The 20106-nt window shown below is 61.0% G+C and carries 18 protein-coding genes; 13 read left to right on the forward strand and 5 right to left on the reverse strand.

All coding sequences use genetic code 11. From position 1 onward, the window contains the following. Positions 1 to 62: 62 nt before the first annotated feature. Positions 63 to 692 carry a rhomboid family intramembrane serine protease gene (locus CGL56_RS09245; protein WP_099106255.1) on the reverse strand — a complete coding sequence of 210 codons (630 nt, stop codon included), beginning with the start codon at positions 690 to 692 and terminating at the stop codon, positions 63 to 65. 138 nt (positions 693 to 830) lie between these two features. Between CGL56_RS09245 and CGL56_RS09250 the strand changes: the two genes are divergently transcribed. Beyond that, on the forward strand, positions 831 to 1160 hold the full coding sequence (locus CGL56_RS09250; RefSeq protein WP_167641571.1) for a Dabb family protein: 330 nt from the start codon (positions 831 to 833) through the stop codon (positions 1158 to 1160). Here the strand turns inward: CGL56_RS09250 and CGL56_RS09255 are convergent. Genes CGL56_RS09255 through pyrR form a run of 3 tightly spaced genes read right to left on the reverse strand, consistent with a single transcriptional unit; the run spans position 1152 to position 3862 of the window. Then, entirely contained in the window at positions 1152 to 2369 is a 1218-nt protein-coding gene (locus tag CGL56_RS09255; protein ID WP_099106257.1) for a 1-acyl-sn-glycerol-3-phosphate acyltransferase, read from the reverse strand. The genes CGL56_RS09250 and CGL56_RS09255 overlap by 9 nt on opposite strands. Further along, complete coding sequence (locus CGL56_RS09260) at positions 2370 to 3314, reverse strand: aspartate carbamoyltransferase catalytic subunit (RefSeq protein ID WP_099106258.1); 945 nt, start codon at positions 3312 to 3314, stop codon at positions 2370 to 2372. Positions 3315 to 3322: 8 nt separating this feature from the next. Continuing rightward, positions 3323 to 3862, reverse strand: coding sequence for a bifunctional pyr operon transcriptional regulator/uracil phosphoribosyltransferase PyrR (gene pyrR / locus CGL56_RS09265; RefSeq protein ID WP_245851955.1), 540 nt, complete (start codon positions 3860 to 3862; stop codon positions 3323 to 3325). Between the two features lie 159 nt (positions 3863 to 4021). Between pyrR and CGL56_RS09270 the strand changes: the two genes are divergently transcribed. Genes CGL56_RS09270 through folE form a run of 3 tightly spaced genes read left to right on the forward strand, consistent with a single transcriptional unit; the run spans position 4022 to position 6749 of the window. Continuing rightward, on the forward strand, positions 4022 to 5692 hold the full coding sequence (locus CGL56_RS09270) for a GNAT family N-acetyltransferase (protein WP_099106260.1): 1671 nt from the start codon (positions 4022 to 4024) through the stop codon (positions 5690 to 5692). A 28-nt stretch (positions 5693 to 5720) separates the two neighbouring features. Beyond that, positions 5721 to 6149 (forward strand): 6-pyruvoyl trahydropterin synthase family protein, encoded by a 429-nt coding sequence (locus CGL56_RS09275; RefSeq protein ID WP_099106261.1) that lies wholly within the window; start codon positions 5721 to 5723, stop codon positions 6147 to 6149. Between the two features lie 3 nt (positions 6150 to 6152). After that, positions 6153 to 6749 (forward strand): GTP cyclohydrolase I FolE, encoded by a 597-nt coding sequence (gene folE / locus CGL56_RS09280; RefSeq protein WP_099106262.1) that lies wholly within the window; start codon positions 6153 to 6155, stop codon positions 6747 to 6749. Positions 6750 to 6825: 76 nt separating this feature from the next. Here the strand turns inward: folE and CGL56_RS09285 are convergent, their stop codons facing one another. Continuing rightward, complete coding sequence (locus CGL56_RS09285) at positions 6826 to 8127, reverse strand: aspartate kinase (RefSeq protein WP_099106263.1); 1302 nt, start codon at positions 8125 to 8127, stop codon at positions 6826 to 6828. A 462-nt stretch (positions 8128 to 8589) separates the two neighbouring features. On the opposite strand from CGL56_RS09285, the gene CGL56_RS09290 reads away from it, so the two are divergent. From CGL56_RS09290 to CGL56_RS09330, 9 genes are all read left to right on the forward strand, one after another. Then, entirely contained in the window at positions 8590 to 9936 is a 1347-nt protein-coding gene (locus CGL56_RS09290; RefSeq protein ID WP_099106264.1) for a (Fe-S)-binding protein, read from the forward strand. Between the two features lie 119 nt (positions 9937 to 10055). Next, a complete protein-coding gene (locus CGL56_RS09295) occupies positions 10056 to 10511 on the forward strand; it encodes a four helix bundle protein (protein WP_209280282.1) in 456 nt (151 codons plus the stop codon). 98 nt (positions 10512 to 10609) lie between these two features. Then, on the forward strand, positions 10610 to 11395 hold the full coding sequence (locus CGL56_RS09300; protein WP_099106265.1) for a (Fe-S)-binding protein: 786 nt from the start codon (positions 10610 to 10612) through the stop codon (positions 11393 to 11395). Positions 11396 to 11436: 41 nt separating this feature from the next. After that, a complete protein-coding gene (locus CGL56_RS09305) occupies positions 11437 to 12924 on the forward strand; it encodes a xylulokinase (protein ID WP_099106266.1) in 1488 nt (495 codons plus the stop codon). A 65-nt stretch (positions 12925 to 12989) separates the two neighbouring features. Further along, entirely contained in the window at positions 12990 to 13655 is a 666-nt protein-coding gene (locus tag CGL56_RS09310; protein WP_099106267.1) for a TIGR04282 family arsenosugar biosynthesis glycosyltransferase, read from the forward strand. Positions 13656 to 13693: 38 nt separating this feature from the next. After that, the gene (locus CGL56_RS09315) at positions 13694 to 16921 is read left to right on the forward strand and encodes a SusC/RagA family TonB-linked outer membrane protein (RefSeq protein WP_099106268.1); all 3228 of its coding nucleotides are present in this window, start codon (positions 13694 to 13696) and stop codon (positions 16919 to 16921) included. Between the two features lie 24 nt (positions 16922 to 16945). After that, positions 16946 to 18379 carry a SusD/RagB family nutrient-binding outer membrane lipoprotein gene (locus CGL56_RS09320; RefSeq protein ID WP_099106269.1) on the forward strand — a complete coding sequence of 478 codons (1434 nt, stop codon included), beginning with the start codon at positions 16946 to 16948 and terminating at the stop codon, positions 18377 to 18379. Then, positions 18376 to 19776 (forward strand): sodium:solute symporter family transporter, encoded by a 1401-nt coding sequence (locus tag CGL56_RS09325; RefSeq protein WP_099106270.1) that lies wholly within the window; start codon positions 18376 to 18378, stop codon positions 19774 to 19776. Before CGL56_RS09320 ends, CGL56_RS09325 begins: the two co-directional genes overlap by 4 nt. Continuing rightward, on the forward strand, positions 19761 to 20099 hold the full coding sequence (locus tag CGL56_RS09330; protein ID WP_099106271.1) for a tRNA-binding protein: 339 nt from the start codon (positions 19761 to 19763) through the stop codon (positions 20097 to 20099). The genes CGL56_RS09325 and CGL56_RS09330 overlap by 16 nt, the downstream gene beginning before the upstream one ends. Positions 20100 to 20106 lie beyond the last annotated feature (7 nt).

The raw sequence follows: 20106 nt of genomic DNA on the forward strand, positions 1-20106 counted from the left end.
CACGTTTTACTAAAGGGGGCGAAGGTACGACGCAGCCGCTATCCGCGGGAGGGTTGCCGCCATTAGAAGTTCGGGCCCTTGGGCTGCATCAGTTCCTGGAGGAAGTAGCTCATGAGGGCGGGCTCGAATGCAAGCACGAGGATGGAGTAGGCGATGAGACCGAAAATCGCTCCCCAGAGGTGGGCGTTGTGGCCGATGTTGCCCTGCCCCCGCTTGTCGGCGTAGTGGGAATACAGGATGTAGCCGATACCGAGCAGGATGGCCGGCAGGGGTGGAAAGATGAACCAGTTCCAGGGCGCGAGCATCACGTAGGGCCAGATGGTGGCCGCCACGCCCCCGGAGGCGCCGAGGCTGGCGTACATGCGGTTATCCTGGTGGCGCAGGTAGTCGGGCACGCTGGCCGCTACAATGGCTACGAGGTAAAAGACGAGGTAGGCGAGTTTTCCCAGGGTATCTCCGAAGAGGTATTCGGTGAACACGAACTCTACAGAGCCGCCGAAGATGTACAGGGCGTACATATTGAAGAGCAGGTGCTGGAAGTCGGCGTGAATGAACCCGTGGGTGAGAAAACGGTAGTACTCACCGCGATTCTTGATGGCTGCTGGCAGGAAAATGAGCTTGGCCCGGAGCTCGGAGTTATTAAAGGCCTGCCAGGAAATCAGGACGGTAATGAGGATGATGATAAGGGTCATGAGGCTGATTTACTTCCGTGGGCTATCTTGCCCGCATAACCTACATCAATGAACTACCGACCGCTTTTGTTGCCTTGCCTTCTCTTCTTCCTCTTTGTGGCCAGTGGTTGCGTGGCACAGAACCCCCAATCTACCGAAATGAGTGAAACTACCCAGCCCGGCATGGCTCACACCGTGTACTTCTGGTTGCACGATGGCCTCAGCGAAGACGAACTGAAGAGTTTCGAAGCCGGCGTTCGCAGTCTGGAAGCCTCGCCCACGGTGCGCCGCCTGTTTTTGGGCAAACCCGCCGCAACCCCTTCCCGCGGGGTGGTGAACAACAGCTTTGATTACTCCCTGGTCCTGTGGTTCGACGACGTGGCCGGCCACGACGCCTACCAGATTTCCCCCGTCCACCTCAAGTTTGTCGAGGAACACGAGGCGAAGTTCAAGGAAGTTCGGGTCCACGACAACGTGGTCCTAGAGTAGGGCTTCCCGCGCCTCCCGCAATCTCCTTTGGTCCTCTGGGCTCACCTGGCTGAGCCGGCGTTGCTGTCGCCAGTCGCGGCAGGCCTCCAGTTGTCGGATCGACCAGCGGGTAGTCAACAGTGACGCCACCAGCCACAGGGCGATAGTCCAGGGCAGAAAGATCAACAGCGGTATATACAACAGGGTGATGACCGCCAGCGCGGCGAAGCGTACTGCACTGTAGAATTCGATGGTTTTGGGTCCCGTCAACCCAGTTGTTTCCGCCAGCAGCCAGCCCGGCAGTTGGGGAAGCAGCAGGAGGGTGGCGGGCAAGGCCATCCAGGGCTTTTTACCGGGGCCGGCGGCTGCTGCCAGGTCACGGTCGTGGAGTCCAAACTGCTGCAGGAGGGTGGCGTAGCGCAGGGCGCCGGGGCTTTTCCCGGGGAGGCCCGGGTCCGCAGCCGTGGCCAGTTCCGCTTCCAGTTCAAGGCCGGAATGGGTGATTCCCTCCGGGGCGGTGGATACGGCATTGCGGCGTACCGTGAGCATAGGCTCGAAGGCCGCGGCATCCATCCCTTCCGGGCATTGGACCACCAGGGGCGAAAGGGCGGTACGCAGGGCATCGGTGAGGCTACGGATGCCTCCGGCTTCGTTGTGGCGGAATTCCCGCAGGTAGTGGCTGGCCCTGAGGGGTTCACCGCAACGGATCATCACTTTCGAGCGGACCCGGTCGGCGGCCGAGAAATTGACCCCGACGGGGACGATGTAGACGTCCCGCAAAGTATTGTCGTACTCCAGGGCTCCGAGGGCGATGCGGGCGGTTCCCTTACGCAGGGGGCGCAGCCTCTTCTCGTGGATGCAGCGTCCTTCCGCCAGGATCATCAGGGCACCCTGGCGGCTCAGTACGTCAAAGCATTCCTTGAAGGTATCGTAATTGCGGACCAGCTTTTCGTAGCCCCCGTCCTGTATCCGGTACACCGGTAACAGGTTCAGCGCCCCCAGCAGCACTTTGGCCCAACTGCGCTGGAAAAGATCTCCCCGGGCCAGGAAGTGGAGGGTGCGGGGCTGGAAGCAAGCCATCAGGCAGGGCTCCAGGAAGGCGGTGGGGTGATTGGCCGCGAGGATGACGGGGGCGTCACGCGGGATGTGCTCCAGCCCGGTGATGTCGATGTTCCGGTAGTAGAACGACAGTACGAAGCGGGCCGCCGGCCGTACCAGGTAGTACAACATCTAGACTTCGTTGCGGCGGGCAGCGAGGAGGTAAAGAACGGACATCCGGACCGCCACCCCGTTTTCCACTTGCTGGAGAATGATGCTGTGCTCGGAGTCGGCCACCTCGGTATCAATTTCAACGCCGCGGTTGATGGGGCCGGGGTGCATGATCACGATGGGTTTGTCGAGTCGGGCGATGCGCTCCTTGGTGATGCCGAAATAGCGGTTGTACTCCCGCAGGCTGGGGATGTACTTGGTGTCCTGCCGTTCCAGCTGGATGCGCAGCACGTTGGCCACGTCGCACCAGTGCAGGCTTTCCTGCACGTCGTAGCTGACCTCCACGCCGAGGCTCCCGACGTGTTTGGGGATGAGGGTAGGGGGGCCGCACACGCGAACGTGGGCGCCGAGTCGCTGCAGGCAGAAAATATTCGACAGGGCTACCCGGGAGTGGGTAATGTCACCGAAGATGCAGACTTTCTTTCCGCGCAACTCTCCGCCGAGTGCGTCGCGCATGGAGTAGGCGTCCAGCAGGGCCTGGGTGGGGTGCTCGTGGGTGCCGTCGCCCGCATTGACGATGCTGGCGTCGATCTTGCCGGCCAGGAAGTGGTGGGCGCCGGGCGCGGGATGCCGCATCACGACCATGTCTACCTTCATGGCCAGGATGTTATTGACGGTGTCCAACAGGGATTCTCCCTTCTTCACCGACGAACTGGAGGCACTGAAATTTACCGTGTCGGCGCTGAGCCGCTTTTCGGCGAGTTCAAAGCTGATCCGGGTGCGGGTGGAGTTCTCGAAAAAGAGGTTGGCGATGGTGATGTCGCGCAGGCTGGGCACCTTCTTGATGGGGCGGTTAATCACCTCCTTGAACTCGCGGGCGGTATCCAGTACCAGCTCCACGTCGGCCGCGGTGAGGTACTTGATGCCGAGTACGTGTTTGGTGGATAGTTGCTGAACGGAGGCCATAGCTGACGTTAGGAGCCGAGGAGTAGGATTTGGTCGGTGCCGTGGGTTTCCCGCCACTGCACGTCGACGTATTCGTTGGTCAGGGAGTCGACCAGCAGCCCGCGGTAGTTGGCCTGCACCGGCAGGGTACGGCGGAACCGGCGGTCTACCATCACGAGCAGTTCCACGGCGGAGGGTCGGCCGTAGTGGTTGAGGGCCGTCATGGCGCTGAGCACGGTACGGCCACTGAAGAGCACGTCGTCGACGAGGATGACGCGCTTGTCTTCCACCAGGAAGTTGATGGTGGTGGGGTGGGCGGTGAGGGGGCCGGCCTTGGTGCGGAAATCGTCGCGGTAAAAGGTGATGTCCAGCTTGCCGAAGGGCAGGTCGGATACGCCGAGCTCCCGGAGGCGGTGGTGCAGCCGTTCGGCGAGCTGTACGCCGCCGGTCTGGATGCCGATGAGGCAGCTGTCGGCAAAGTCGCCGTGCTCCTCAATGAGGTGGCGGCACAGCCGCTCGATGGTCAGCCCGAAGCGGGCGCTGTCGTGTATGGTGCGAGAATTGGCCACGGTGCGAAGGTAGGCAATTAGCGCAAACGTCCCAGCGGGGTGGGAGGCGCGGGCCTTGCTATTTTCGCGGCGCAGCGGCGGGGCTGCGGCCGGGGGACGAACTACCCGTGCAACGCTCCGTTTAGCAGTACGTTTACGACCTAATCGGCAATCCAACCTATGCAGTACCGTCCTGGCCGGGAGAGCGACTTCGCCCATTTATCCACCTTTGTCTGGCAGGCCATTTTTCCGGACTTCGACCTGCCGGAACTATCCGATGAGCAGCGGGCGGAAAATGACCGTACGGTGGCCGAGGCCGCCGACCAGGTCCTGCTGGCCCTGACCGATCCGCGTTCGGAAGTGATCTCCGCCTGGGACGAGCACCGTCGCGCCCTGGCCGGCTATATAGTGGTGACCCGTAGCGGGAAAAACGCTGCCCGGGTCGATCACCTGGTGGTGCGCCGGGCTGACCGCGGGAAGGGAGTAGCCGAAGCCCTGTTTGAGGCAGCGGTGAAACGTATCGGAAGTGAACGGGATATCCTGGTCGCGCTGCGCCCCTACAACGAACGCGCCCGGGCCTTCTTCAGCCGGCTGGGCTTTGCGGATACTGGGGAAGCGGCCGGAGATGTGTTCCCGGCTTATCCGCTGTGGATGCGGGAAGGAGCCGCCAACGCGGCAGACGTGGATGACTTTCCCACCGAAGCCGACGAGCCCTACTTTGAGCCGGTATACGAGACCCTGCCGGACTACAACCTCGCCACCGAGGAGCTGTCGGCGGATCCCGTCTTTGACCCCGAACAATCCTATCTGGACGAAGCCCAACTCAGTGAACTGGAGGCCTTCATTGCCCGGGCCAAGGCCCGCAAGCAGGCCGCGGCCGGTGCGGAGGAAGAAAAAAAAAGTCCGCCACCGACGAGTGAAGCACCACCCCCTCCCCCCAACCGCCATCCGGAGGTGGAATTTGAGATTGACTTAGGCGGGGAGGAGGAGCCGGAAGCGGGTGGGGGAGGACTGTCCTTCGAATTTGCTTTCGAGGACCAGTCCACGGAACCTGCGCCCCGCCGCCCGGAACCCACAGAACGTGAAACCGGCTATGACGATCCCCTGGAGTTGAAAGACATTCCACCGGATCCGTCGCCCGCGGTAACGCCAGGGCAGTTGCGCGGTGAATTTGAGGACCGGCTGGGGGAACGACTGGCCGCCTATTTCGGTGCCGATGCGTTGCCGGACTATCTGAAGGCGTACGCCCAGGCGGATAACTTTCACCGGATTCGGGACGTGGCCCTGCAGGGGTTGGCCGCCTTCCTGAACGGGCAAGCGGATCGTCGCCGGGCCAACCGCAGACGGCGTGACGTGGTGGCCGACCTGATCGAATACTTTGTCGTGGAAACGGCCGAAGCCCTTCACGGAGCGGTGATCGACCAACGGGTACTGCGGTACCAGGGGGTGGACTGGCGGCGGGTCGACCTGTTCAAGATGGTCATGGATTACCTCGGCTTTGGGGGAGGGGCGGACGGGGTGTATACCGACTTCGTGACCATGCCGCCGCGTATCCTGAAGAACGCCACCGCTGGTTATCTCCAGGCTACTCGAGATGAACGGGTGCTCTTCATCTGTGACCAGAGCCTGTTCGGAAACGGAAAGGTGGGCTACGCCATGACCGATGCGGCCATCTACTGGAAAAGCGTGCTGCAGCCCGCCTCGGCCGCCACCTATACTACCCTGGGCAAGCTGGAGCGGCAGGGCGACCACCTGTTGGTCGATGGACAGTACCTCAATGCCGGGGAGCCGTTCAACCTGCGCCTGGCTCTGTTGTTGGATAAGCTGCGCCGGTTAGAGCTCGGCGATTGATTACCTTCGCACCCCGAAAAACGCGACCATGCATTACCTGACCCGCCGAGAGACCTTCAACGCCGCCCACAAACTGGCGGTGGAGGAGTGGCCCGACGACCGCAACAAGGAGGTATTCGGCAAATGTGCCAACCGGAACTGGCACGGTCACAACTACGACCTGCGGGTGACCGTCTGTGGTGAACCAGACCCCATTACGGGCTTTGTCATGGATGCCAAGGTGCTGTCCGGCATCGTCAAGGCCGAGGTGGTCGACCAACTGGACCATTCCAACCTGAACCTGGACATCGACTGGTTCAAGGACGGCCGCCAACCCACTACGGAAAACCTCACGAGCGAAATCTGGAAGCACCTGGAGGAGAAAATCGCCGCCGCTGGCTCCCGCCTTTACCGGGTGCGCCTTTACGAGACCGAAAACATCTACGCCGACTACTACGGACCGGCCGGAAGACCATAGATTATGCCGCTACAACAAGTCCTCAACTACGATGAGGAAACCACCGATACCATCAGTGACCACTACACCCGTATCCTGCAGGACCTCGGGGAGGACCCCTCGCGCGACGGACTGCTGAAGACCCCAGTGAGGGCGGCCAAGGCCATGCAGTTCCTGACCCAGGGTTACGAGATGAACGCGGAGAATATCCTGCGCTCCGCCATGTTCGCCGAGAACTACTCCGAGATGGTGATCGTCAAGGACATTGAGTTCTACTCCCTCTGCGAGCACCATATGCTGCCCTTTTTCGGCAAGGCCCACGTGGCTTATATCCCGGACGGTTACATCGTGGGCCTCAGCAAGATCCCGCGGGTGATCGAGGTGTTCTCCCGCCGCCTGCAGGTGCAGGAGCGACTGACCGACGACGTGCTCAAGGCCATCCATACTACCCTGAATCCGCTCGGCGTGGCCGTGGTCATGGAGGCCCGTCACATGTGCATGATGATGCGCGGGGTGCAGAAGCAGAGCAGCGTGACCACTACTTCGGCGTTCACCGGCGCCTTTGAGTCGGAGCGTACACGTAATGAATTTCTGAAGCTCATCACCAGTAACCTGCACTAATCCTGCCGTGCAGCAATGAAAAAGGGGGTGCGCCGATCCGGCGCACCCCCTTTTTAATTTGGACGGATGGTCACCGCTAGTCCTTGCGCCGCATAACGGGTACGTCTTTCACGACCATCTGGAGGGTCAGGGGCAAACGGCCTTCGAGCATATTCACCTTGCCGCGGCGGAGGCTGTCGACGATCTCCGGCGTGTAGTGGCGAATGGTGATCAGTTCGAGCTGGCGATCCACCGTGGTCTTGAAGTTCTGGTCGATGAGTGTGCAGAAGCGTTCCACCCGGTCGTCGATGTCGTTGACAACCACGTTGAAACTGATCGCGGTGTTCTGCATCATGTTGACCTGCAGGCGGGTGGTGGTGATGTGCTCAAACAGTTCCCGAATGTGGTGCTCGGCCACGAAACTGAAGTCGCGGGTGCTGATGTTGATGAGGGCCTGGTCGCGCTCTACGGCCACCATGGGCGGGTACACGTCCCCGGCGTCGTCGGTGATGTAGGTGCCTTCCAGGTGGGGCTCGATGAAGGAGCGGACGTAGAGGGGGATGCTCTTGTTCTGGAGGGGCTTGATGGTTTTGGGGTGGATCACCTTGGCGCCGTAGTAGGTCATCTCGATGGCCTCCTTGTAGCTCAGGCGGTCGATCTTGGTGACGTTGTCGAACAGTCGCGGATCCGCGGTGAGTACCCCGGGCACATCCTTCCAGATGCTCATGGCCTCGGCGTCCAGGCAGTAGCTGAAGATGGCGGCGGAGTAGTCCGACCCTTCGCGGCCCAGGGTAGTGGTGTAGTTCTCGCTGGTGTTGCCGATGAAGCCCTGGGTAAGGACGAAATTGGCCTCCTGGAGGAGGGGTGGTACGAGGCGTTCGGCGCGCTCGATGGTTTCCGGCCACTTGACCCATCCCTCGCGGTAGGTATTGTCGGTCTGAATCACGTCGCGTGCGTCGAGCCAGCGGGTGGGCAGGTCGATGCGGTTAAGGTAGGCGGCCACAATGTGGGAGCTCACCAGTTCCCCGAGGCTGACGATCTGATCGTAGTCGTAATCGTACTCTGGGTTGGGGGCTTCGTCCAATGCCCACTCGACGCTGACGAACAGGTCATTGACCGCGGCGGTCAGCTCCTCCGGTACCTCGGCGAACAGTTCATTGATCACCTGGGTAGCCGCTTCGTGGATGGCGCCGAGTTTTTGCTTGGCTTCGGGGGCGTCGCCGCGCCAGTAACTGTTGGCGACTTCTTCCAGGGCGTTGGTGGTTTTACCCATGGCCGAAACGACGATGACGAGTCTCTGATGCGCGAAGCGCTTGAGGATGGTGCCTACGTGGCGAATGGCGTCGGCGTCCTTGAGAGAGGCACCGCCGAACTTGAAAACGTTGACCTGTTGCTGCATAATGGCGCAAAGGTAAAAAGGCTTTTTCAGCTGGGGGAGTGGTTAGTGGAGTGGGGGCGTAGGGCTCCTCTGAGTGGGTGGGAGAACCCACCCGACCGCCGCCGCACAGCTCCCTCCACTTCGCGCAAACCACCGCCCACGCCGGTGGCCTTTCCGCATATTCCCGGAGAGTACGCGAAAGGAAGGTTAACCGACAACCACTACCTACCATCCGGTACCGGGACGGGTACGGCGGGCTGCCTATGACTTGTTTGATTTTTGCAACGGCCTGGAGGGTGTATGACTGATCCGGAGATCCCGGGACCCGATCCTTGCCGGAAGTAAGATAATCCGCTTTTCAGAATAAAACAAACAAAATGTTGTAATATCGCCGACGGCAGTGCACACTCCGGTCAACTACGAGTAGCGAAATTTCGCAAACAAAAGTTGGGAGCCCCGTCCCGTAATTCTACCTTTACCCGTATGGTACAGTCGATCATTTTTGCCGTGGTAGCCCTGCTGGCACTCGGTTTCGCCTTCTTCCAGTTCCGGAAGGTCTACGCCAACGTCATGATGGGCAAGGACGAAGCGGTCACCGGTCCCACGGGGGAGCGGTGGCGCAACATGCTGCTGGTCGCCTTCGGACAGAAGAAGATGTTCAAGCGGCCGATTCCGGCCCTGCTGCACTTCATGCTGTACGCGGCTTTCGTCTTTACCCAGATTGAGCTGATTGAAATTTTCATCGACGGCATCTTCGGGGTGCACCGCTGGTTCCTCGGACCGCTGGGCGGGATGTACAATTTCATCATCAGTACCATCGAATTGCTGAGCATCCTGGCCTTCGTGGCTACGGTCATCTTCCTGGTCCGGCGCAACCTGCTCTTTATCCCCCGCTTCCACAAGCCGGAGATGCAGGGGTGGCCGAAACTCGACGCCAACCTGATCCTGGTCTTTGAGCTTATCCTCCTGGCCTGCATCTTCACTATGAACGGCACCGACGTGGTGCTCCAGGACATGGACCCCGATCACTACCGGCCCACCAACTTTGCCGTTAGCGGATTCCTTGGACCGGTAGTATTCGGCGGACTGGAGGCCGGGACGCTTTACACCCTGGAGCGCATCGGGTGGTGGGGTCACATTATCATGGTGTTCGTATTCCTGAACTACCTGCCCAAATCGAAGCACCTCCACATCCTCCTGGCCTTCCCAAATACCTACTTTGCCCGGCTGAAGCCGCGGGGCGAGATGATCAATATGCCGGAGGTCATGAACGAGGTGAAGTCCATGATGGGCCTCGGCGACCCCAATGCTCCGGAACCCGACATGAACGCCCCCCTGCCCGAGTTCGGCGCGGACGACGTCACCGAAATGAGCTGGATCGACGTTCTCGGAGCTTACAGCTGTACCGAATGCGGCCGCTGTACCGCGGTGTGTCCCGCCAACATTACCGGCAAGAAACTCAGCCCCCGCAAGATCGTCATGAACGTCCGTGACCGGGCCGAAGAGATCGGCGACAAGATCCGCAGCGGAAATACCGAGTTCGCCCCTGATCCGGAAGCGCCCCTGAGCCGGACCAATTTCGACGACGGCCGCAACCTCTGGGACTACATTACCCGCGAAGAAATTCACGCCTGTACCACCTGCAATGCCTGCGTGGAAGCCTGTCCGGTACTGATCAATCCCCTGGAAATGATCAACCAGATGCGTCGCCACGAGATCCTGACCGAGGCTCAGGGGCCGGCCGACTGGATGCCGCTGTTCAACAGCATCGAGAACCAGCAGCGGGCCTGGAGCGTGGGCACTTCGCGTACGGCCTGGACCGAAGGGTAGGGGAATGGGGGTATTGAGTTTTTGAGTTGATTAATTTTTGAGTTGGCGTTGACTTTTGCGCTAGCCAATTCACAGGGAAGTACAACAACCATTGGGATTACCCTCAGAGAGTAGAAGAAATGGATGAAGAAGCGGATTGGACAGGATTTGTGCCGGCTGACCAGGACATGGTGTTTGCTGAACCCGTGAATGCATATGGTAGTCAGCGCCCGACGAATCAGGAGTTTTCAATCCAGTTAAAGAAGCGAACGAAAGCGGCGGCGATCCAACTCATCAACTTCCTGCAGGTAGCGGGTAAAAATCCGGCATTGAATGTGATTCGTTACCAGCTGATCAAATCCGCCACTTCCGTAGCTGCTAACTATCGCGCGGCCTGTCGTGCTCGGTCAAAGAAGGAATGGTACGCCAAGATGTGTATTGTCGTAGAAGAGTGCGACGAAACCGTATTCTGGCTGGAAATACTGCTAGAATCAGAGATCCAGGTAGAAAAGGACACTGTCCGCACCATTGGAAAAGAATACTTTACGCTACTGCAAATTTTTGCCAAAGCAAGGGCAAACGCAAAAACCAAGTAATGTAATCGAAGGGTACAGCGACGGACAGCAACCCAGTAACTCAAAAAACCTGAAACCCAGCAACCCTAATCATTCAACGCCCCATAGACCCCACCGATATGAATGTTAAAACCATGGCCGAATTCGCCGCCGAAGACAAGCACCCCGAAATCCTTTTCTGGGTGGGCTGCGCCGGCTCCTTCGACGACCGCGCCCAGAAGGTGACGCGGGCCTTCGCGGAAATCCTCACGGCTGCGGGTATCGAATTCGCCATCCTGGGCGACGAGGAAGCCTGCACGGGGGATCCCGCCCGCCGGGCCGGCAACGAATTCCTCTTCCAGATGGTGGCCCTCCAGAACATCGAAACGCTGAATATGTACGGCGTGAAGAAGATGGTTACGGCCTGCCCCCACTGTTTCAATACCATCAAGAACGAGTACCCCGCTCTGGGGGGGCACTACGAGATCGTCCACCACACCCAGCTGCTGCAGCAACTGATCGATGACGGCCGCATCAAGATGACCGAAGGGGGATCCTTCAAAGGCAAGCGGATCACCTACCACGACAGCTGCTACCTGGGCCGCGCCAACGGCATCTACGAAGCGCCGCGGGATGTCCTGCGCTCCCTGGATGGACAACTGGTGGAGATGAAGCGCAGCCGGCAGAACGGACTATGCTGCGGTGCCGGCGGAGCCCAGATGTGGAAGGAGGACGAGCCCGGCGACAAGCGCATCAATATAGAGCGGACCGACGAAGCCCTCAGCCTGAGCCCCGACGTGATCGCCGTGAACTGCCCCTTCTGCCTCACGATGCTGTCCGACGGTGTCACCGGCCGCGAGAAGCAGGGCGAGGTCATGGTATACGACCTGAGCGAACTCATCGTGCGCGACATGCGGACAAACTGATATTGGGTGTTACATTCGGGGCCCATTAAACCCCGCTTCCCATGTACACGATTGGTTACGATATCGGCTCCTCATCCGTAAAAGCCGCCCTGGTCGAAGCCGCCACCGGCAAGGTCCTCGCGCGGGTGCAGGCCCCCCAAGAGGAGATGAGCATGCAGTCGCCCCAGTCGGGCTGGGCCGAGCAGGATCCCGAGCTCTGGTACCAGTACGTGGTGGAAACCACCGAGCAGTTGCTGGCGCGTACGCAGGTGCCAAGTTCGGAAGTGAAGGCCGTCGGCATTGGTTACCAGATGCATGGACTTGTCTTAGTTGACGCCGACCACAAGGTTATTCGCCCCTCCATCATCTGGTGCGACGGTCGGGCGGTAAGTACTGGTGAGCAGGCTTTTGTTGGCATCGGTCAAGAGCGTTGCCTGAGCCACTGCCTCAATAGTCCGGGGAACTTTACCGCCGCCAAACTGAAATGGGTAGCCGACCATGAACCCGATAATTACGCCCGCACGGCCCACGCCATGCTGCCCGGCGACTACATCGCCCTCCGGCTCACCGGTCAGGCCACCACCACGGTTACCGGGCTGAGCGAAGGGGTGCTGTGGGATTTCAAACAGAACCAGCCGGCGGAGCTTGTCCTGGAGGAAATGGGCCTCGACGCCGACAAGCTCTGCCCCCGCGTACCCGCCGTCGGCCAACAGGGAACGGTTTCCGAAACCGCCGCCCGGGAAACGGGACTCGCTCCCGGGACCATCGTTGGTTACCGAGCGGGCGACCAGCCAAACAATGCCATGAGCCTGAACGTGATCCGCCCCGGAGAAGTGGCGGCCACGGCAGGGACCAGCGGGGTGGTGTACGGCGTCACCGACCGCCGCTCTTTCGACCCCGGCCAGCGGGTCAACAGCTTCGCCCACGTCAATCACGGCCCGGACCAGGACCGCATCGGCATCCTGCTGTGCATCAACGGCACCGGAATTGCCCACCGCTGGATTCGTCAGCAGGTGTGCAGCCCCGCCACCACCTACGAGAACATGGAGCGCATTGCCGCGGGAGTGCCCATCGGCAGCGAGGGACTGCACTTTTTGCCCTTCGGTAACGGTCCCGAGCGGATGCTGCAGAACCGGGAGGTGGGGGCCCGCCTCCTCGGACTTGATTTCAACCGCCATACCCGTGACCACCTGGTGCGGGCGGGTATTGAAGGGGTGGCCTTCTCCTTCGTCTACGGCATGCGAGTAATGCAGGAGCTGGGCGTGTCGCTGAGCACCATCCGGGTGGGCAACGACAATATGTTCCAAAGCCAGGTATTCGCCTCCACCATCTCCACCCTGACGGGGGCCACCATTGAAGTGCACAATACCAACGGTGCCGTGGGGGCCGCCCTGGCCGCCGGAGTATCCGCCGGACTATCCGCCGACCTCCCCGAAGCCGTAGGCAGGCAGGAAGTTCTCTCCCGCATTACCCCCCAACCCGAGCACCGGGAGGCGCTGGAAAAAGCCTACGGCATTTGGGCCGCTGCCCTTAAAGCCGCGCTGGGGTAAATCCGCACCGCGGGGTTCTACCGTAAATTGCGGCGTGGGTTTTTTCCCCGTCATCAATTTGCCCCGTGCCGCCAACCACCGCCATCCTGCTCTTCAGTCGATCCGCCTCCGCGGAAGCGGCCACGAAGGGCTTTGGCCGCGCCACGGATAGCTTAAGCGCCAGTCGGGCGCTGCTCCGGCGTACCCGAAATACCCTCGGGCGGAGCGGGCTGCCGGTGTATCACTATGACGAAGGCCGACAGCGCGGTCCCAGCTTCGGCGACCGACTGGCCCGGGCGATGGCCGAGGTATTTGCCCGCGGCTACGAGAGCATCATTGTAGTGGGCAACGACTGCCCCGGACTGCGGGTGAGTCATTTGGATCAAGCGGCCCGCGCCCTGGCGGAGGGCAGGAACGTCCTCGGACCAGACCAGCGGGGCGGCATCTGGCTGCTGGGTCTACACCGATCCCATTTTACCGAGCCCCTGATTCGGGGCATTTCCTGGCAAAGCCACCGGGTGATGACCGAACTGTCAGCGGCCCTGGAAGAGGTGGTTCAGCTTGCCCGGCTCGCCGATCTCAACGACAGGGGCGACGTGATCCGCCATTGGTACCTGCTCCGGTCCATGTTGCCGGAACTGCAGGGATTGCTGAAACGCCGCTCCATAATGCCATTCGGCAGATTACTTCGGCGAACTACTGGGGCGAAACAGGTGGCAACGGGTAGGGGGCCGCCGTTGGGGCAGCTGTAATTCCCGCTTCCCCTTTTCCCGACTTCAACCATTGCCGAATGTCTCACTTACGTGGTTGGGCCACCCTGGGTGGCTCCCTCCTGTCCATATTGCTGTCTGCCCAGGTTACCCTCACCGGAACCGTGACGGACGGCACCCAGCCCCTGGTGGGGGCATCCGTATTCATGCAGGCTCAGCCCGCGCAGGGCACCTTTACGGATGAGGGGGGTGCATTCTCCCTCCCGGTAGAAAGCCTCCCGGACACCCTGGTCGTCAGCTATATCGGCTATCGCGACCACCATGTTCCGGTGGCGGTGAATACACCCATGCCCCTCCGGATCAGGATGGTGGCCGGCGTTGATGTGTCAGAAGTCGTCGTAACGGCGCTGGGCGTCCGCCGGCAGAACAGCACTTTAGGATACTCGGTGCAGCAGATTGGCAACGAGGAGCTTACTGATGTCCAGGCAGTCAACTTTCTGGACAATCTCAGCGGGCAGGTGGCGGGACTGCGGGTGACTGCCGGGGCCACGGGCGTGGGGTCCAGCAGTCAGGTGGTTATCCGCGGAGAAACCAGCTTCACGAACAACAGCCCGCTCTTCGTAGTCGACGGGGTGCCCATCAGCAACAACACCGTCCTCAACGCCAGCGACGAAGCTGCCGCCGGCTTTCAGGGGGTGGATTTCGGCAACGGGGCCATGGAAATCAATCCCGCGGACGTGTCCAGCGTGAGTGTACTCAAGGGGGCCTCCGCCGCCGCTCTCTACGGGACCCGGGCCGCCAACGGGGTGATCGTCATCACCACCAAACGTGGAGGGAAGCAGCCCGGTCTGGGCGTAAGCTTTAACAGCAGCCTGACGCTGGACCAACCTTTCCGGCTTCCCCGCTACCAAAACCTGTACGGACAGGGGCAGGGCGGTCAGTTCGCCTTTGTCGATGGTCTGGGCGGGGGTATTTCTGATAATATCACCTACAGCTACGGTCCCCGCCTCGATGCCGGGCTGAGCCTTCCGCAGTTCGACAGTCCGGTAACCCTTCCGGACGGGCGGGTGGTTCGCGGGGGCGACGTGGCCGTACACGGGGGGCTGCCCATTGCGGCCACGCCCTGGGTGAGCCGTCCCGACAACGTCCGCGACTTTTACGAAACCGGGCACACGGCCATCAACCACCTGGCCATCAGCGGGGGAGGGGAGAGCGGCGAGTTTCGTCTTTCGGCGGCCGACCTGCGGAGTGAAAGTTTCATTCCGGGCGTCAACCTCAAACGCAAGACGCTGGCGGGGCGATTTGAATTCCGGCCCTCGGATCGCTTCTCGGTGGACGCCAGCCTGAACTACCTTAACTCCGGCTCCGACAACCGGCCCGCCGGGGGCTACGGCTCCGAGAACATCAACTATGACCTCACCGCCTGGCTGGGCCGGCAGACCGACGTGGAATCCCTGAAAGAATACTGGCAGCCCGGGCTGGAAGGGATACAGCAGTTCAGCTACAATTATACCTTCTTCGATAACCCCTACTTCACCCTCCGCGAAAACCGGAACAGCTTTACCCGCGACCGCCTGTTCGGCTTCGTATCCGTGCGGTATGAATTATTGGACAACCTGAGCATTAGCCTTCGGTCCGGGATGGACTACAGCAGTGAAAGCCGACAGTTCCGACGCCACTACAGCAGCAACCGCTTCCCCCGCGGCGGATACGCGGAGCACGATGTGAGCTACCGGGAAGTGAATACTGATTTTCTCCTGGATTATCGCACCTCCTTCGGCGCCGTGGACATGAACCTGCTGGCCGGAGGGAACCGCCTTACCCAGCGGGCGGCAGACGCCCAGTACAGCGCCTTCACCCTGGCTCAGCCCGGCATTTTCCGCCTGAGCAACGCGGCCAGTCCGGTAGTGGCACTCGACCGCTCGGCCGCTAAGCAGATCAACAGCCTGTATGGCCTGGCACGATTCGGACTGCGGGAATACCTTTTCCTGGACCTCACTGGCCGCAGCGACTGGTCGAGCGCCCTGGCGTCGCCCACGGATGCATCTAGCACCCGCTTCTTTTATCCCTCCGCCAGTCTGAGTTTTGTGGTGAGCCAGGCGTGGGAGCTCCCGGAAGCGATCAGCTACCTGCAGCTACGGGCCAATTCCGCCCAGGTAGGCAACGACACGGATCCTTTCCGGACCACCTCCACCTTCGTGGCCCAGACGCCCTTCGGAGGGCAGCCCACCTTCAGTGAACAGTCCACCCTGCCGCAGCCAGATCTACAGCCTGAAAGAACCACCGCCCGGGAGGCTGGGGCGGACCTTCGTCTGCTGGATTACCGGTTAGGGCTGGACCTGACCTACTTCTCCCAACGTACGGACAACCAGATCCTGAGCCTGCCTATCCCGCAGTCGTCCGGCTACCGCCAGCAGATCGTCAACGGGGGTGCCGTCCGGTCTCGTGGCTGGGAAGCCATTCTTAGTCTGGTCCCCATCACCGGCCGCGAGTTCAACTGGACCACCCGGCTGAATTTCAGTACTACCACCGCCAAGGTGGAGTCACTGCCCGCAGGTGCCGACCGCTTTACCCTGTCATACAGCCGTATTTACAACTCGGTGAACCAGACCGTCTACTTCATCGTCGAACCCGGTGGAGAAATGGGTGACATCTGGGGCACCGGCCACCGCAAGACGGCCGATGGCCAATTTATCCTCAACGACCGGGGAGAATTAGTGGCCGACAACACCCTGCGCAAGCTGGGCAACGCCAACCCATATTTCCTCCTCGGAGCCTCCAATACCTTCCGCTGGCGGAATTTCGGGCTGGACGTGCTGCTGGACTGGCGGCAGGGCGGACAATTGGTCAGCCGCACCCTCAGCCTGGCCGGCGTAGCCGGACAGTTGGAGGAAACCGCCCACCGACCCGAAAACGGCATCGTCATCCCCGGGGTGGTCAATACCGGCACGGAGGAGGAGCCGGTCTATGTCGCCAATACCATGGCCATATCCGCCGAAAGCTACTACCGCAGCTACTACGACCGCAACCACGAGGAGAACAACCTCTACGACGCCAGCTACCTGAAGTTGCGGGAGCTGAGGATTACTTACCAGCTCGACCGCGAGCAGTTGATGGGCTCCTTCCTTTCGGGGCTCGGAGAATTGTCCCTGAGCCTCATTGGACGCAACCTCTACGCCTGGTCGGCCATTCCCCACTTCGATCCCGAGCAGTTTGCGATTCAGGGGCAGCGCATCGTGTTTGGGGTGGAGGACATGACCTATCCCTCCGCCCGCAGCTTCGGTTTGTCTCTGGGCCTTCAATTCTAACCGGGTAAGCCCCCAACCGCTACCATGAAAAACGTCCTCCTCGCTTCTACCATCCTGGTTTTCCTCTTTTCTGCCTGTACCGAAGATTTCCAGGAGATCAACACCAATCCGAACGCCCCTTCTGAAGTGGAAAGTGAACTGCTGTTGCGGCAGGTCCTCTACGGCTTCGGAGACGACATGAGCTATGAAGGCTTCGTGGCCGGTAACCTGCTCAGTCAGCACTTTGCCATGATTGACTTTAACCTGCTGGACCGCCACGCGCTCAGCAGTCCCCAGGAAGGAGGCAACCCCTGGGACGTGCTCTACGTGGCCCTGCGCGACAACGAAACCCTCCTGCAGCAAAGCCTGGACAATCCGGCCGCTGCGGCCTACGAAGGTCCGGCGCGGGTACTCAAGGCCTACCTGGCCATGACCCTGACCGACATCTACGGCGACGTCCCGTATTCCGAGGCGGTACGCGGGCGCTCCGACGGGATAGTAACCCCCGCTTACGACCGGCAGGAGAATATTTATCTGGCCGAGGGGGGCATCCTGGATAACCTCCGTCGGGCGAGTGCCCTGCTCGATCGCCCGGCGACCGCGCTGCCAATAAAGGGGGACTTGCTGTACGCCGGGGACCTTGCCGCCTGGGGGCGTTTTGTCAATAGCCTGCGCATAAAGGCGCTAATGCGGATCTCGGGGCGGGTGGACGTTCGGGAAGAATTGACCACGATCTACCAATCCGGAAACTACTTCACCTCCGGAGAGCAGGATGCCATCTTTCAATTTACCGCCGGACCGCCCAACAGCTTCGCTTTCGCTACCGCCCGTGTAGGAATTTTCAACGTGTTTTTGATGTCGATGACGGCCGAGCAGCTCTACGGCCACTACGCCGATCCACGGGTGGAGGTCCTGTACCGGCCCGCGGTTAACGATGGAGGATTTAACGGCATCATTAACGGAATTGATGCGGCGTCGGCCATCGTGCCCGATGATTACGCCCGCCCGGGACGGATCTGGCGGGAAAATACCGGGGCCCTGAAGTTCAACTACCTCACCGCCTGGGAGACCACCCTGTTCCTGGCCGAAGCCGCCCACCGCGGATACCTGGACGCCGACGTTCAGGCCCTCTATGAGGAAGGCGTACGGTTGGGGTTCGAATACTGGTCTACCCCCTTGCCCACCGATTACCTCACCGGAGGCGCGGCGGCCTGGGCTCCCGAGCGGGGACTACAGCAGATCATCACCCAAAAGTGGCTGGCGGGAATCGGTCATGGCTACGAGGGCTGGATCGAATGGCGGCGCACCGGCTTTCCCGCTCTGAATCCCGTGGCCGCCAGCCTGAACGACGGGCGCTACCCCGTGCGCTTTCCCTATCCCGCCGACGAGCAGGCGTTGAATTTCGATAATTACCGGGCCGCAGCGGCAGCCACCGACGGAAACTCGGTGAACGTGCCAGTCTGGTGGGACGTGGAATGATGGACGAACTCCTGACCTATACCAACCTGCAGTGGCTGCTGGTCGTGGGATCCAGCCTGATCTTGTTCGCCGTGTCTCCCCTGGCGCGCACCGCGGGTGCCTTTTATCAGGGGACCCGCCGGGAGCGGGCGCCCGGCGTGGTGGCCCTGACCAGTAGTCTGGTCATCTCCTGGCTGTTTGCAAAGTCCATCACGAACGCAGCCAACCTGGGCCTCTCTTTTGGCTGGATCGGGGGAGCGGCCTACGCGGCCTACTACGTGGGTTTCGCCGTGGCGGGCGTGGTCATCTATTACCTCCGCACCCGGGGGCGTTACCGTAGTATCCACCACTTCCTGAGCAGCCGGTTTGGCCGGGGGGCGGTACTGCTCTTCTCCCTGCTGATCGGGTTTCGGTTATTCAATGAGGTGTGGTCCAACACCATGGTCATCGGCAGCTACTTCGGGGACATCGGCAGCACCTCCTACTATGTTGCCATTCTGGTATTTACCGCGCTTACCCTCGCCTACAGCCTGAAAGGGGGAATGTCTTCCTCTATCCTGACCGACGTCATACAGATGGCCCTGTTTGCGCTCCTGCTTACGGTAGTGCTGGGGGCTATATTGCCCCGGCTGGACTACGATCCGGTCCGGTTGCTTTCCGCGGGGCCGGCCCCGGGCACGAGTGGGTGGAGCGGGGGGATCAACCTGTTATTGGTGGCCCTGCTGCAGAGCCTCAGCTACCCCTTTCACGATCCGGTGTTGACCGACCGGGGATTTTTGGCCAAGCCGCGTACGAGTCTGAAAGCCTTTCTCTGGGCCGTTCCGCTGGGGGCGGGGTGCATCCTCCTCTTCAGTCTGGTAGGGGTATACGGCAACCTGGCGGGAGTACAGGGGCAGGCACCCGTCGAAGTGGCCCGGCTTCTGGGTGGGCCGTTGCTGCTGGTCATGAACTTCATCATGGTTACCTCGGCCGCCAGCACCCTGGACAGCACCTTTTCCAGTTTCTCCAAGCTTGCGGTAATTGACCTGGCCAGCCGAAACCAAACTACCGCCACGGTCGGCGCCGGCCGGTGGGCCATGGCCGGTATAACCCTGGTGGGCACCCTGCCCGTATTTCTGGATCCCGCCATCCTCTCGGCCACTACCGTTTCCGGGGCGATGGTAGTCGGTTTGGCCCCGGTGTTCTGCCTGTGGTGGCTGCCGGTCCCGCGGGTCAGTTTCTTCGCCAGCGTCGGGGGCGGGCTGGTGTTTGGGACTATCTACGCCTTTGGGCTGTGGCCTACGGAAGTACTAGGAGCAGCCGCACCCTACGCCGACCTGCTCTCCGTAACCGTAGTTAGCCTGGTAGTTTGTTTCTTGCTGTATCTGCTGCCCCTTGCGGGTCGCATCATCCACGATACCCTATGGAAAAAGACTTGACCTGGCCTGCATTCGCCCGCGTGGATATGCGGGTGGGAACTGTCACCGCGGCCGAGCCCTTCCCCGAAGCCCGCCAGCCGGCGATCAAACTCTGGATCGATTTCGGTGAGCTCGGTACACTGAAATCCTCGGCCCAGATCACGGATCACTACACTCCGTCGCTGCTGGTAGGGCGACAAGTGGTAGCCGTGGTGAACTTCCCGCCCAAGCAGATCGCAAATTTCATGAGTGAGTGCTTGGTGCTGGGGGGCATCGAGGGGGAAGGGGCCGTAACCCTTCTGCGGCCCGACCGACCCATCCAGAACGGCTCCCGCATCAGCTAAACGCGGG

This window comes from Neolewinella marina (assembly GCF_002631205.1).
GTDB classification, from domain to species: domain Bacteria; phylum Bacteroidota; class Bacteroidia; order Chitinophagales; family Saprospiraceae; genus Neolewinella; species Neolewinella marina.

Coding starts and splice junctions, on each gene's coding strand:
- CGL56_RS09250 (WP_167641571.1), top strand. CDS start 831: ATGAGTGAAACTACCCAGCCCGGCATGGCTCACACCGTGTACTTCTGG.
- CGL56_RS09295 (WP_209280282.1), top strand. CDS start 10,056: ATGGATGAAGAAGCGGATTGGACAGGATTTGTGCCGGCTGACCAGGAC.
- CGL56_RS09290 (WP_099106264.1), top strand. CDS start 8,590: ATGGTACAGTCGATCATTTTTGCCGTGGTAGCCCTGCTGGCACTCGGT.
- CGL56_RS09325 (WP_099106270.1), top strand. CDS start 18,376: ATGATGGACGAACTCCTGACCTATACCAACCTGCAGTGGCTGCTGGTC.
- folE (WP_099106262.1), top strand. CDS start 6,153: ATGCCGCTACAACAAGTCCTCAACTACGATGAGGAAACCACCGATACC.
- CGL56_RS09320 (WP_099106269.1), top strand. CDS start 16,946: ATGAAAAACGTCCTCCTCGCTTCTACCATCCTGGTTTTCCTCTTTTCT.
- CGL56_RS09255 (WP_099106257.1), bottom strand. CDS start 2,369: ATGTTGTACTACCTGGTACGGCCGGCGGCCCGCTTCGTACTGTCGTTC.
- CGL56_RS09260 (WP_099106258.1), bottom strand. CDS start 3,314: ATGGCCTCCGTTCAGCAACTATCCACCAAACACGTACTCGGCATCAAG.
- CGL56_RS09270 (WP_099106260.1), top strand. CDS start 4,022: ATGCAGTACCGTCCTGGCCGGGAGAGCGACTTCGCCCATTTATCCACC.
- CGL56_RS09245 (WP_099106255.1), bottom strand. CDS start 692: ATGACCCTTATCATCATCCTCATTACCGTCCTGATTTCCTGGCAGGCC.
- CGL56_RS09275 (WP_099106261.1), top strand. CDS start 5,721: ATGCATTACCTGACCCGCCGAGAGACCTTCAACGCCGCCCACAAACTG.
- CGL56_RS09305 (WP_099106266.1), top strand. CDS start 11,437: ATGTACACGATTGGTTACGATATCGGCTCCTCATCCGTAAAAGCCGCC.
- CGL56_RS09285 (WP_099106263.1), bottom strand. CDS start 8,127: ATGCAGCAACAGGTCAACGTTTTCAAGTTCGGCGGTGCCTCTCTCAAG.
- CGL56_RS09330 (WP_099106271.1), top strand. CDS start 19,761: ATGGAAAAAGACTTGACCTGGCCTGCATTCGCCCGCGTGGATATGCGG.
- CGL56_RS09300 (WP_099106265.1), top strand. CDS start 10,610: ATGAATGTTAAAACCATGGCCGAATTCGCCGCCGAAGACAAGCACCCC.
- CGL56_RS09315 (WP_099106268.1), top strand. CDS start 13,694: ATGTCTCACTTACGTGGTTGGGCCACCCTGGGTGGCTCCCTCCTGTCC.